Origin of the sequence: Kitasatospora sp. GAS1066B (genome assembly GCF_041262605.1) — a bacterium.
Lineage (GTDB): Bacteria > Actinomycetota > Actinomycetes > Streptomycetales > Streptomycetaceae > Kitasatospora.
Window position 1 is genome coordinate 20,912 of sequence record NZ_JBGCCO010000041.1, and the last position, 12,841, is coordinate 33,752.

Below are 12,841 nucleotides of genomic sequence, written 5' to 3' on the forward strand. Positions count from 1 at the left end.
CCTGTCCCCCGACAGCGCCCGCCAGGACCCCGGTGCCCCTGCGTGGACCAGCGGCGGGGCCATGTCCCGCGAACTGGCCGCCGACTGGCTGGGCACCGCCGTCGATGTGGAGGGCGGGGCGCTGGCCCAACTCAGCTACATGATCGACGAGGTCGGCATCTGGTGCGCCGACACCCTGCCCGCCGATCAGCGCGGCAAGGTCGTGAACGCGCTGACCGACGCGCACTTCGACATCAACCGCCTGCAGGTACGGCTGGCCGAGGTGCGGCGCGAACTTGTCCCGCCGCCCATCGAGGCAGCCGGTGCCGGCCAACTGGCCCTGAGCGACCGGGCGGTGGCCGCCCGGTCCGGCGCTGTCCAGCAAGGGTCCGGCCACCGGCCACCCGGCCCGGCCACAGCGCCCTCACCGGCCCAGCCGAACACTCTTCCCCGCCGCTGACCTCTCCGCTGCCCCGCCCGTCTTGAGGAGTACCGCATCCCCGCCGAGCCACACTTCGCCGTCACCCGCCACCCGGAACACGGCATCGTCGCCACCCCGATCGCCGACGACCCCGCCGCCCGCCGCGTGCTGGAGGACTTCGGGTTCCGTCCCCTGCCCGACCGCACGGACATGGTCCTGCGCCGCGCCGACCAGAACATCTTCCTGCAGGCCCGCCAGGCCGTCGCCGCGATGCGCGCCCGGGGCGTCAAGGTGTCCGCCGATCCGGCCTTCGACTACACCCCCGCCACCCGCCCGCCGAGCCCCTCGGCACTGGCCGCCGGCCCCGATGCCGTCGTCGTCAGCGCCTCCCCCAGCGCGCACCGCCACGACGTCACCATCGGCAACCACCCGCGGCACGGCGTCGTGGCCACCGTCCCCAGCGACCAGCCCTTCGCCGCCTCGAGGCTGCAGCAGGCCGGCTTCATCCGCGCCGACGACCACATGTACACCGTGGGCCGGGGCCCCGAAGCCGCCGAGCGCGCCACCGACGCGGTGCGCGAGCTGCGAAAGGCCGGGCTGACGGTCGCCACCGATCTGGCGTACGAGCCGCTCGACGAGCCGTACGTGCCCACCGATCCGTTCGCCACGAAGCTGATCGCCGCGATGGACCGCACCCCGCCCTCGCCCACACCTGCTCAGGCCGAGGCCCAGGCGCTGGACCCGTTCTTCACCAGGCTCATCCCCGCGGCCGATCGGACCCCTCGCCCGCAGGCAGCGCCGCAGCAGCAGGCCCCTGCCCTCGACCCGTTCGGCACCCGCCTCGTCCCCGCCGGCGAGCGCGAGGTGCGGCCCAGCGTCGGTGAGCAGCGCGACGATGCCCTGGTCCACGACCGGGTGTCGATGATGAACGAGATCAGCGCGCGGCTGCGAGGCATCGAGCAGCAGCTGCGCACCGACCCGTCCAGCCTCGACGCCGAGCGTGTCGAGGCGGTCATCGCCCAGGCGAGCACGACGCTCAGCACGACGGGCAAGGAGCTGGCCGGCGTCGCCGCCCGCTCCCCACGTCCCGCCCTCACCGCCCCGGCGGCCAGCCCCAGGGCCCGCGCGGCCCTGGCCCGCAGCAGCCGTGTTCAGGTCGGCGCCACCCTCGGCGCCGCGGAAGCCGCGAACAGCGCCGCCGCCGCGCCGGCCATCGACCCCCGCAAGGCGTACGCCAACTACCGCTGACCCCAAGCATCCTGGAGGTTTCCCCTTTCCATGGCAGTGAAGAAGAACTGGACCGTCACCCACTCCTGCGGCCACGAGGTCGATCACGACCTGTCCGAGCGTCCGGCCGACAAGCGCGCCTCGTTCGCACGCTGGCTCGAAGGCCGGGCGTGCCGCGCGTGCTGGCTCGCCGAGAAGTCCGGTGACGAGGCCGAGCGCGCCGAATGGCTCAAGAACAAGCGAGCCGAGGAACAGCAGGCCGCCGCCGAGTGGGCCGAGCAGTACCGGATGCCACCGCTGGACGGCCCCGCCAAGGCGGTTCCCTGGGGCGAGCGGTGCCGCCACCTTCTCGTGACCGGCGCCTACCGCGTCCTGGTGGTCGAGGGCAGCCTCGACGAAGGCGACTGGCAGCAGCTCGAGGACCAGGCCCGCACCGTGGACCGGGCGTCGTGGTGGATCGACCAGCGCGAGGCGAGCCCGGCAGACCTGCCCGAGCTGCTCGCCGCCGCCGTCAACGACGCCGACGCCCGGACCAGCGAAAACCCGTACTAGTGACGCGCATCCGCCCACTGTCGGCCGGAAGCATCACCACAGACCCGGCCGTGACAGCCGCCGCCACTCGTCCCCCGGCCGAACACGCCCGGCGACCGCACGGCGCACGCTGACGGCGTAGCGCCGATGCGGCCAGACGGGACCACCGACACCACCCTTCGCGAGGACCCGTGCCACACCCCGCCCCCGACACAGCCAGCCCCGGCCGTCCAGCCGACCCGCCTCCCGCCCCAACAGGCACCGTCGCGTACAGGCGCGAACGCACCGCTCAAGTCGCGGGCCTGCTGCTGGCCGCCGGCTACCGCATCCCGCTGCCCGACCCGCCTGCCGAAGGGAAGCGTTGACCACATCATCCCGGTCGGCCGACACCGATGACGACAAGTCGACCGCCGCCGAGGCCCTCGAACGCCTCGCCCGGCGCCTGCGAACGGCCAACGACGAACAGACCGCGCACATCCTGAGCGCCGTCTTCGGCGACGAGGGCCTGCTGGACGCCCTGACCAGCGTCGCAGAAGCCGCCGCAGAAACGTTCCGGCGGCGTATCGACGACACCCACCACGACCAGCAGGCCCTGCCCGCCTACCGGCTCTACGACCGCTACAGCGACGTGTGCGAAGTACTCAGCGATGTGCAGCGGGAAGCCGGCGACAGCATCGCGGAAGTACGCACCCTGACCGCTCGCGAGCGCGCCATGGGCCTGCCCCTCTCCGCACCGGCCCAGGAACCGAGACCCACGTCCGCGACCGGCCCAGTGGCCCTCTCGACTCCCGCAACGGCCGAACACGCCGCGGAGGTGCACTTCCGCCGCGACGACAACGGACAGGTGAGAGCGGAGTACGACAAGGCCGCCGGTCCGCAGGTCAGTCATCTCCTCGACCAGGCCGGTTTCGTCGTCGACTTCACCACCGAGTTCCACTTCCCCTACCACCGGCTGCTGTACGGCATGGGCGACGCGTACGACGTCGAGCGCCTCACCCTCGCCGCACGCACCCTGCGCGCGGCGGGCCACCGGCCCACCGCCACTAAGGACATCATCGACCTGGTGCGCGGCCAGCACCTCGCGCCGGGGCCGGACGGCACCGCCCGTGCCAGTGCCGCCGCAGGCCGCACGACGAGTGAGCCGTCCGCTGTCGCTGCCGCCACGGTCCAGGTCCCGCCCTCCACTGCCGTACCGGCCGGCCCGCCCCGGCCGCGAACCCGGTGACCGGAGGACTGCACCAGTGATCCCCTTCATCACCCGGTACGCGAACACCCTCGGTCTGCTGAACGCCATTCACCTTCACTGTGTCAACCGCGGCAACCTCCGGCCCTATGCCATCGCGGCCTGGCGCCCCGATGTCGAGCTCCCCGTTCCCGGCACCGCCCTCATGGACCAGCTCGTCGACGAACTGGAGGGCCCGCTGCGGCAGTTCACCGTCTCGGGCCAGGACGCAGCCCGGCCCGGCCGTGCGCGGCAGGTGTGGCAGTGCACCCTGCGCACCCATCCCGGCAGCGTTCCCCTCAGCGACGGGGCGTGGGCGAGCGCCGTGAGCCGTGTAGTGGCTGCCGCCGGAATCGCTCCAGTGGGCGACGAGGCGGCATGCCGGTGGATCGCGCTTCGGACCGGTGAGCACGAGGTGCGCATCGTCGCCCCGATGATGCGCCTGGACGGCCGCCTGCCGCGCCTGCACAACGATGCGTCGCGGGCCAAGGCCGTCTGCCAGCTCATCGAGCTGGAGACCACCGGCTCCCGGCGGCACGCCGTCGCCCTCGCCCGGAACATCCCGATCTCCGTCCCCGCACCCCTTACACCTGCGGCGGCCATCTCCCGCCAAGTCCCAGGCCGGTTCCCGGCCGCGTCCCGATGAGGCCACCACTCTGACCACCGATCCCTCCGGCATGAACCCCTACTACCGGGCCAGTGACTGCGTCGGCCGAGCAGGCCAGGCGCTCAGCGACCTGCGAACGGCGATGCACGACGTCGACGACCCCCACGACGTCGCCCAGCTGCTCCGCGAGCTGTTCCTCACCCAAGGGCCGATCCCGCGCGTGGCCGAGATCGTGCGCGACATCGCGCTCTGGGCCCACAAGGAAGGACTCACCGAGGACGCGCTGCACACCTCCCTCCTCGACGACTCCACCGCGCTGAGCCGCCTCGCCTGGCGCCTGGCCGACGCCGGCGACCAGGTCGACCATCAGACCGAGCAGATCACCTGCGGCCAGGCCCGCACCCAGGCCGCGCTCATCCGCTCCCCGGTCTCCGTCCTGGCCGGCGGCGCGGCCGTCCTTCAGGGCGACGGCGTCACCGTGACCGCCGAACCCGCCGGCGCCCGCTCACGATGACCCCCACCACCAAGTCCCCCAGTGGAACGGAGCGCCCATCACCACCGTCCCCTCCGCCGGCCACATCGTGTTCGCCCGACTCCCCAACGAGAACACCCCTGGCCAGAGCGCCTGGGCACAGGCTCCCGACCCGGCCAGCTGCGGCATTCTCGGCCGGGCCGGCTTCGTCAACGAGGGCGGCAGCCGTATCTACACCGCCGAGGGCCACGGCACGGCCGACCTCTTCCAGCGGATCCGGTTCGCTCAGCAGATGCTCCAGGACGCCGGATACACCACGCGCGTCGTCCCTCCGCTGCCCCGTGCCCACACCGAGCCGCTCCTCCGCGAGTCGGACTGGTTGCTGTTGGAAGCCCGGCTGACCACGGCCGCCGCCCAGGTCTACAACGCGAACGCCCAGGACATCGGCGAAATCCTCGGCCGGTTGACCGATCCCCAGTACGGACTCCTCGAACGAGTCATCGCGGTCGTGGACACCGCCGCCCAGAAGCTCGCCTCCGAGCCTGATCGCGGCCCCGCCCAAACCCTGTCGGACCGGCTACGGGACGCCAGCGAGCAGCTCACCCAACTCGGCCACGACGTCGCCGCGCTGAGCGAGGAAACCGCCGCGACAGAACCCGACCACCACCCGGTCGAGCCGGTCCTGGCCAACGAGCGTGCGGTTGCTGCCCGTTCACTCCCCACCCGGATCGGTGCCGTCAACCCGCCCGTGCCCTTTCCCGGCGCCGACCGGCCCGCAGCATCCCCCGCATCAGCCCGTCAGGCATCCGCACTGCGTGCCTGAGACTCACCGGCCGCTGGCCTAGCCGCGGCTTTACCACCCCGCGCCGCCCGGTGACCTCCCCCGGCCGGCTGCGACACCGGGCCCTTGGCCCGCATCTCCCACCCCGCGCCCCGCCAACTGGCCCTTCTCGCGCAGGGGTTCCCCCTTCACCGTTCTGCAAGGACCCCCCACCCTGCCTCCCGCCTCCACGCCCAAATCCCCGTCCGCCACCCCCGGCACCGACGCCGTCCTGTACACGCTGATCGGCGCCGGCGTCGCCCTCGCCGTCTACGGATCGCTCGCCTGGATCGGCGGCAACACCGCCAACATCCTTGCCGGGCAAGGCCCGTGGTCCCCTTATCAGCCGGTCACCGCCGCACTCCACCCCGCGCAGCTGTGGCCTCACCTCCACCAGCCGCTGCTGCTCGTCAGCGCCCGCGTCACCCCCGGCCTGATCGCCCTGCTCCTGGCCGGCATCGGCATCGGCCTCTGGCTCAAGCGCCGCAAGCCGACCGACGGGCTCGCCACCTCCCGCGACCTGGCCGCGCTGCTGCCGAAGGAAATCACCGCCAAGGCACAGGACTTGAGGCCGAGCCTGGCCAAGGCCAAGCCCAAGGACATCGCCGCGGACGACACCGGCGTCCTGCTCGGCAGCCTCGGCGAAGGCGGACCCGAGGTCCGCTCCAACTGGGAGGACGTCATGATCGCGATCATGGCGCCCCGGTCGGGCAAGACCACGTCGATGGCCGTGCCGGCGATCCTACGCGCACCGGGCCCGATCCTGCTGACCTCAAACAAGGCCGCCCGCGACGCCTACACGGCGTGCTTGGAGGCGCGCTCCGAGGTCGGCCAGGTCTGGACCATGGACCCGCAGCAGATCGCCCACACCCCCCAGGGGATGTGGTGGGACATCCTGGCCGACGCCAAGGACCTGCCGGGCGCCCGCAGATTGGCCGGTCATTTCGTAGCCGCGGCCGTGGACGAATCGTCGGCCGGCGATTTTTGGAGCACCGCCGCCCAGAACACCCTGTGCGCCCTCTTTCTGGCCGCAGGAATCGACAAACGGCCGATCACCGACGTTCTCTCCTGGCTCGCTCAGCCCGCCGACCGAACCCCGATCGACATTCTCAAGGCCCACGACATGACCGCTGTCGCCAATCAGCTGCAGGGCACGGTCAGCGGCGCGGTGGAGACCCGAGACGGAATCTATGAGACCGCCCGCCAGTACGCCGCCTGCCTTTTGGACCCGCGAATATCAGCATGGGTGACCCCGCAGCCGGAACTTCCCGAGTTCAGGCCCTCGGAATTCGTGGTCCGCAAGGACAGCCTGTTCCTGCTGTCCAAGGACGGCGGCGGCAGCGCGAGCGCACTGATCGCCGCGGCAGCCGATTCCGTCATGCGCACCGCTGTAATCCAGGCGGAGCGAGACGGCGGCCGTCTCGACCCGCCGCTGCTGGCCGTCTTGGACGAAGCCGCAAATGTCTGCAAAATCGGAGACTTGCCCGATTTGTATTCCCACTTGGGAAGCCGTGGAGTCATCCCGATCACGATTCTTCAGAGCTACCGGCAGGGCCAGAAAGTCTGGGGAGAAGCGGGCATGGACGCCATGTGGTCCGCCGCGACGGTCAAATTGATCGGTTCCGGAATCGATGACGCGGATTTCGCGGACAAATTGAGCCGCCTGGTGGGCGACCACGATGTCGAGACCGTCTCCCACTCCACTTCCGAGTCCGGCCGGTCTACGTCAACTTCCATGCGGCAAGAGCGAATTCTGCCGCCCGACCAGATCCGAAGCCTTCGGAAGGGAACCGCCCTGCTCTTCGCGACCGGCACCAAGCCAGCACTTCTCCAGCTCCACCCCTGGTACAAGGAGCCCGGCGCCGACAAAATCGGAGCGGCCTCCTCTCGGCAGACCGTACTCATCACCGAGCGGGCTCTTGCCAAGGTCGGTGAGGCCGCATGATGACCACCACCGAACCGGCGATGCGGATCCTCAGCCTAGGCGCCGGAGTTCAAAGCACCACCCTGCTCCTTCTTTCCGCCCTCGGCGAGCTCCCGAAAATCGACTATGCCATTTTCTCGGACACCGGCTGGGAGCCGGAGAAAGTCTATCGGCATTTGGACCGCGTGGAGCAGGAGATAGCCCGGCCTGCGAGTATTCCGATTCTTCGCGTATCCTCCGGGAACATCAGGAAGGATGCTCTCGACCCGGCACATCGGTTCGCGTCCATGCCGCTCTACATTCTCAACCGGGATGGGACTCCTGGCATGACTCGGCGTCAGTGTACGTCCGAGTATAAAATTAAACCGATTAAGCGCGAGGTGCGCAGGCTTCTTGGTTATCCGCATCCGGTCCGGGTGCCGCGCGGCGTGTTCGCCGAGCAGTGGATCGGCATTTCCACCGATGAGTTCCATCGGGCGAAGGATGCCGATGTCAAGTACACCCAGAACAGGTTCCCGCTGATCGAGCTGGGCCTTTCTCGTGGGGACTGCCTCGGACTCCTGGCGGAGCATGGCCTGGAAAGCACCCCGAAGAGCAGCTGCCTTGGCTGTCCATTTCATGGGAATGCGCAGTGGCGCGCTATTCGCGATGAATCGCCCGAGGAGTGGGAGGACGTGGTCGCCTTCGACCGGGCGATCCGGGCCGGCAACGCGCGGGCGACCGCCGAGGGGCGAGAGCTGCTCGGGCAGGCGTACCTGCACCGCTCGCGTGTCCCGCTCGACGAGGCGCCGATCGACAAGCTGACTCGCCGTGAGCAGCTGGACCTGCAGGATCGGCTCTCCGCTGACGAGTTGGAGTTCGGCCCGGCCGACGGGTGCTCCCCCTACGCCTGCCGCAGCGGGGAGGCGGTCGTGTGAGCAGCAGACGGTGCCCATCTTCCGCTTCTGGACTGGCAGTTGCCCCTTCCGTCCGCCATTCGATCCGCCTTGAGGAGACGTGTGAAGGGCATTCTTGACGGCCTCGACGGCTTCAGCGCGGCGGACCCCGCGTCGCAGTCGGTCTACCGCGACATGCGGCTCTTCTGGGATCTCTACGAGGTCGTCGCCGAGCATCGCAGTGCCGGCGGGCGTGATCGGTTCCTCGTCACCGCGGACCTGACGGCCGCGTCGTCCATGACCGGCTCTCCGCGGGCCTTCGCCGTGCATGTCCACCGCGATCCGCAGGCGGAGACGTTCAGCATCCGCACGAAGTCCGCTGCCACGTTCGCCTGGGCCGGGCACTGGCTGGTCGGCCGGGGCGCGGACCCCCAGGCCCTGGCCCGGCGCCGGGGCGAGGAGGTCGTGGACCCGGTGGACCGGATCTTCGCGTCCGGCGAGCCCGTGCAGCTGCTCGGCGGGCGGGAGTACGCCGATTCCCGGCCGGGTGACCGCACGACCCGCCTGATCGAGAACCGTGTCCGCCGCTCCCGCGACCGCTACCTGCTGCAGGGCTACAACGCCATGTACGCCCAGTACCCGAACGACCGCACCTGGGTGCTGCTGTTGGACCGGCACCCTCGCGCAGCGGGGCGTCGGTTCCTGCTGCAGATCGAGACCGTCGACGAGGAGAAGTCGACGTACACGATCCGCGAGGGGGCCTTCCCCACCAAGCGGCAGGCCAACGACTGGACCGATCAGCACTGGAAGCAGCCGCTGGCGGGCCTGTCTGCGGTGGACCCGGCCACCGGGTTCCCGCTCCACGCGGCACCCGCCGCCCCACTCGCCGCGCCGTCCTTCGTGCATGCGTCCGCGCCTTCGGCCGGGCTGCGGGGACGCCTGTGACGACACTGCTGACAGCCGAGCGCCTGGCCGGCCTGCCGGTCGCCCGGCTTCGCGGCACGTGGCACCTGACGGACGGATCCGACACGGTGGCCGTGGAGGACCCGCAGCTGGTCGCGGACCTCGAGCGACTCTCCCGTCTCCTGGCCCTCCCCGGCGGCGTCGTCTCGTCGGAGGCCGCGTGAACCCCCAGTTGGAGGCCGAGCAGGCGCTGCTCGGTGCGCTGCTCCTGGATCCCCGGCAAGTGGAGTCGGTCGCAGGCTGGTTGGAGCCTCGGCACTTCTACCGTCCGGCCCACGGTGCGCTGTTCGCGGTGCTGCTCGCCCAGCGCGCCGCCGGCCACCGCTCCCTGGCCGCCGATGCTGGCAAGGAGGAGCGCCGCGACTGGGCGCTTCAGGCCATGGCCGGTGCGGCCGAGGCCAGTCGGGGATTCTCGGCGTCCTACGGGCACTCGCTGATCGCCGCCTGTCCCCGCTCTGATCACGCGGCCTCCTACGGGCGGATGGTGCTGGAGACCGCGGTGCGCCGAGCGCTTCAGGAGCACGCCCACCGGCTGCTGGCCGCCGCCGAGGGCGGGTCGGTGGAGGCCACCGTGGAGCTGACCGGGGTCCTGCGGTCGGTGATCCGCCGGCTGGCCGACATCTGGGGGGCGCCCATCGATGCCCGCCGACGCCACCGGCTGCCGGATCCGCCGACAACCGCCCGCGACGAGAGGCGAGAGCGGGCCGTCCTCGGCAACGAGGAGATGCTGCTCGGCGCGCTGGTCGACTCGCCCAGGCAGGTGGCGCAGGTCGCCGCCTGGCTTCAGCCCGCCGACTTCGCCGATGCCGGCCACGCCGCGCTCTACCAGGCGGTGGTCGCGCTCGGCCACCGCGGGGAGCCCGTGGATCCCCTCACCGCCTTGTGGGAGGTCCAGCGGCGAGGCGCTCTGGCTCAGGGTGTGCTGACGGTGGAACGGGTCAGGGCCGTGTGCGCGGGCGGGGCGGCGGCGGACCCGGAGTACTTCGGGGAGCTGGTGTTGCGCGCCTCGTTGATGCGCTCGGCCGCGACGGCGGCGGGCATCGTGCGGGTCATGGCGCTGGACGCCTCCATCTCCGCCACCCGGCTGCTCGGCGCCGCCGCACAGGTCGTGCAGCCGGTCGAGGAGGTCCGCTCCCGGTGGGCCGCGGCCAACGGCGAGCTGCCACCGCGCCCGTCACCGGTCGTCCTCCAGGGTGGCCGCAAGGGCGCCGCTCTGGCTCGCAGCTCCCCGCCGGCCACCACGGCCTGGACGAACTCGCCGCTCGAGCGGAACCGCCAGGAGGCAGCCGCGCCCGCGCCGCGCCGCGCGGCAGTCCCCGACCGCCCGCCTGTCCGCAGTTCCCCGCCGCTGTAAGGAGGTTCCCCCTGGCCACGTCCCCCGACAGCTACACACACGAGTTGCGTGCGCTTGCCGACCGCATCGACACCGCTCGCAACCTCGATCCTGCCCTCTGGCCGCAGGTCGGCGTTCCGGGCGCGACCCAGGTCATCCACCAGCTCGCGGCCCTCGACGCGCTCCGCACCCACGCCGCCAGCTCGGCCTCTCCCGCCGGCGCCGCGCGACCCAGGCAGCGGACAGCGCGCCGCGCGGAGCTGGCCTTCGATGTGGCTGCCGGTCACCTGGCCGGGGCCATGCAGCACCTCTCGGAACTTCTGCACTTGACCCTGGTCGTCGCCCACCAGCACCGCCCGCCCGTCTCGAACCAGCAGGAAAACGCACAGGCTCTCGTCAAGCGCGCCGATATCGCGCTGCAAAACGCGGCGGTGGACCTGCGGGTGCACGCCGATCGCCTGCCCACCGCGGTACCGGAACCGGTTCCCCGCGCCGTCGCCGTTCGGGCGGCAGCCGCCCGCCTGCGCACCGCGATCTTCCCCCACGCGGAACCCATCACCGTCCTATCCCTCGTGAGGCCGGCCCGCCCCGCCGACCCCGCCAACGTCATCCCGCTCCACCGCGGCCAGTGAGACGCCGCGCCTGCCCACTGCGCCGCCGCCCGGTCCCGGCCCACCACCGCGCCGTCCAGCCGGCCCCGTGAACGCCCTGTCCTCCCACCCTCGTCTTGGAGATCCGTGCTCACCGCCGTGCCCGCCCCTTCCCAGCAGCGGCCGGACCAGCGCCTGCTGGCCGCCGCCACCACGATCGCCGGCCTCCAGAGCGCTGTGCCCGCCGCCTACCGCGAACAGGGCCCGCCCGCCCTGACCGAACTTGCCGAGCAGACGACCGCGATCAGCGCACAGCACCAGCTGCTCCTCACCACGGCCGCCGCCCTGGCCCGCTCTCCCCGCACCGGCGCCCACCGAGCGGCCGTCCGGCCCCTGGCCGACGCCGCCGAGAAGCTCGGCAGGGCGGTGGCAACCATCAGCCGCGCCGCTTCGATGGCCGGCCAGCTCTACGAGGTCGACGGCCTCGCCAGCCCGGCCGCACAGCAGAACCGCGAGAAGGCCGGCCAGCAGCTCAACCTCGCCCTGTCCCATACGCGCCTGGCCCTGGGAGAGGCCGTCGACAACCTGCGCACCGACGCCCTCGCCCTGTCGATGCCGCCCTCCGGTTCCCCAGCCAATGCCCGCGGCCCGCGCAGCTCAGCCGCCGTGGCTGCGGGCAACCGCACGCTCGTCGCGATCAGCGCGGCTGCACTGCGGGCCGAGCTGCCCGCAGCCGCCCCCACCGCTCAGCGCAGCCGGTGACGTTCCGGCAGAGCACCACCACCCGGCCGACCTGACAACCCTCCTTCCTGCTCGTGGAGTTCGTATGGCCAAGACGACCCCCGCCCTGCACGTCCTCGGCCTGGGCGACCTCGCCAACATCCTGCGGATGCTCGGCACCCGCGCCGACACCGCCGCGAAGGCACCCGGCACCCCTGTGCCCGACCCCGCCGAGCTGCTCAAGCACACCGCCGGCTTCCAGACCCTCATGCGGCACTGCGCGGACAACGCTGCCCGCCACGCCACGATCGCACCGGAAACCGACGCCGCCGCAGCGGCGATGGCGGATGCCTATCTCGGCGCGCAGGTTCACGCAGCTACCGCCCACCGGCACCTGGCCCTCGCTCTGGAGTTCTCCCTGCGGGCTCTGCGCGGCGACCCCGCGACGGACCCTGCCGCCGTGGCCGCCGTCGCGTACCAGCAGCGCGTGTACGGGGCGCTCACCGCCCTGTCGCAAGCTCACAAGGCTGCCTGGTTCGGCGCCGAGCAGCTCGAGACCGCCGCCCGGCGGCTGCCCAAGCCCGGGCCGGTCGCGTCCGCCGCCGGCACCCAGGCTGCGGGCGTCACCGCGCAGCCCGCCCAGGCCCAGCCAGCTGCCGCAGGTCGGGGCCGCTGATGAGCGATGTGCGTCCCGAGGATGTCGAGCGCCTCGCGGTTCTGGTCCGCGACCTTGCCGAGGTCCGCCGAGCGGCACGGCAGAGCGCCGCCCAGGAGCCAAGCCAGGTGCCGAAGTTGCTCGGCGAGAACATCGACGCCTTCGCCGCCTACATCGCGGGCGCTGCCCGCCTCGGCGCCGAACTGTCCGAGGGGCCCCGCCGTGGGGTGCCCAGCCCCGGGGAGATGTGGGGCCAGGAGTTCACGGCGACACGCGACGCCGCGATCCTGCTGCGGCTCACCGAACTGCTGTCTGGCGCCGGTCGTCTCCGCCCAACCGGCCACCGCCACCGGCGCCGGCGCCGACTGGGAACCCGCCCGGCTCAGCCGCTGAGCGGACCTGCCGCCCCCTCCCCGCACCGCCGACCGCTCGGTGCACCCCGCCCAGTCCTTCCTCTGCCAGGAGCCCGCTCTTGTCCCGTCGCGTCGACCTAGAGACCCGC

General features: G+C 71.9%; 16 protein-coding genes. All 16 read left to right on the plus strand.

Going from position 1 to position 12,841, the window contains the following annotated elements; all coding sequences use genetic code 11:
• Positions 1–61: 61 nt before the first annotated feature.
• The 16 genes from ABH937_RS33155 (at position 62) to ABH937_RS33230 (ending at position 12,833) form a co-directional block, all read left to right on the plus strand.
• On the plus strand, positions 62–439 hold the full coding sequence (locus ABH937_RS33155; protein ID WP_370220363.1) for a hypothetical protein: 378 nt from the start codon (positions 62–64) through the stop codon (positions 437–439).
• A gap of 126 nt (positions 440–565) precedes the next feature.
• Positions 566–1,648, plus strand: coding sequence for a hypothetical protein (locus ABH937_RS33160; RefSeq protein ID WP_370220364.1), 1,083 nt, complete (start codon positions 566–568; stop codon positions 1,646–1,648).
• Between the two features lie 30 nt (positions 1,649–1,678).
• A complete protein-coding gene (locus tag ABH937_RS33165) occupies positions 1,679–2,179 on the plus strand; it encodes a hypothetical protein (protein WP_370220365.1) in 501 nt (166 codons plus the stop codon).
• 340 nt (positions 2,180–2,519) lie between these two features.
• A complete protein-coding gene (locus ABH937_RS33170; RefSeq protein ID WP_370220366.1) occupies positions 2,520–3,383 on the plus strand; it encodes a hypothetical protein in 864 nt (287 codons plus the stop codon).
• Between the two features lie 16 nt (positions 3,384–3,399).
• Positions 3,400–4,026: a hypothetical protein gene (locus tag ABH937_RS33175; RefSeq protein ID WP_370220367.1), complete on the plus strand. Its 627-nt coding sequence runs from the start codon at positions 3,400–3,402 to the stop codon at positions 4,024–4,026.
• Between the two features lie 31 nt (positions 4,027–4,057).
• Positions 4,058–4,501, plus strand: coding sequence for a hypothetical protein (locus tag ABH937_RS33180; RefSeq protein WP_370220368.1), 444 nt, complete (start codon positions 4,058–4,060; stop codon positions 4,499–4,501).
• Between the two features lie 67 nt (positions 4,502–4,568).
• The gene (locus ABH937_RS33185) at positions 4,569–5,282 is read left to right on the plus strand and encodes a hypothetical protein (RefSeq protein ID WP_370220369.1); all 714 of its coding nucleotides are present in this window, start codon (positions 4,569–4,571) and stop codon (positions 5,280–5,282) included.
• 172 nt (positions 5,283–5,454) lie between these two features.
• Positions 5,455–7,224 carry a type IV secretory system conjugative DNA transfer family protein gene (locus tag ABH937_RS33190; RefSeq protein ID WP_370220408.1) on the plus strand — a complete coding sequence of 590 codons (1,770 nt, stop codon included), beginning with the start codon at positions 5,455–5,457 and terminating at the stop codon, positions 7,222–7,224.
• Positions 7,225–7,286: 62 nt separating this feature from the next.
• A complete protein-coding gene (locus tag ABH937_RS33195; RefSeq protein ID WP_370220409.1) occupies positions 7,287–8,120 on the plus strand; it encodes a hypothetical protein in 834 nt (277 codons plus the stop codon).
• An 81-nt stretch (positions 8,121–8,201) separates the two neighbouring features.
• Positions 8,202–9,023 carry a hypothetical protein gene (locus tag ABH937_RS33200; RefSeq protein ID WP_370220370.1) on the plus strand — a complete coding sequence of 274 codons (822 nt, stop codon included), beginning with the start codon at positions 8,202–8,204 and terminating at the stop codon, positions 9,021–9,023.
• Positions 9,020–9,205, plus strand: a complete 186-nt coding sequence (locus tag ABH937_RS33205) for a hypothetical protein (protein WP_370220371.1) — start codon at positions 9,020–9,022, stop codon at positions 9,203–9,205. The genes ABH937_RS33200 and ABH937_RS33205 overlap by 4 nt, the downstream gene beginning before the upstream one ends.
• On the plus strand, positions 9,202–10,395 hold the full coding sequence (locus ABH937_RS33210) for a DnaB-like helicase N-terminal domain-containing protein (RefSeq protein ID WP_370220372.1): 1,194 nt from the start codon (positions 9,202–9,204) through the stop codon (positions 10,393–10,395). Before ABH937_RS33205 ends, ABH937_RS33210 begins: the two co-directional genes overlap by 4 nt.
• Before the next feature lie 44 nt (positions 10,396–10,439).
• Positions 10,440–11,006, plus strand: a complete 567-nt coding sequence (locus tag ABH937_RS33215; protein ID WP_370220373.1) for a hypothetical protein — start codon at positions 10,440–10,442, stop codon at positions 11,004–11,006.
• Between the two features lie 105 nt (positions 11,007–11,111).
• Positions 11,112–11,726, plus strand: coding sequence for a hypothetical protein (locus tag ABH937_RS33220; protein ID WP_370220374.1), 615 nt, complete (start codon positions 11,112–11,114; stop codon positions 11,724–11,726).
• A 64-nt stretch (positions 11,727–11,790) separates the two neighbouring features.
• Complete coding sequence (locus tag ABH937_RS33225; protein ID WP_370220375.1) at positions 11,791–12,360, plus strand: hypothetical protein; 570 nt, start codon at positions 11,791–11,793, stop codon at positions 12,358–12,360.
• The gene (locus ABH937_RS33230) at positions 12,360–12,833 is read left to right on the plus strand and encodes a hypothetical protein (RefSeq protein WP_370220376.1); all 474 of its coding nucleotides are present in this window, start codon (positions 12,360–12,362) and stop codon (positions 12,831–12,833) included. Before ABH937_RS33225 ends, ABH937_RS33230 begins: the two co-directional genes overlap by 1 nt.
• The last annotated feature ends 8 nt before the right edge of the window (positions 12,834–12,841 follow it).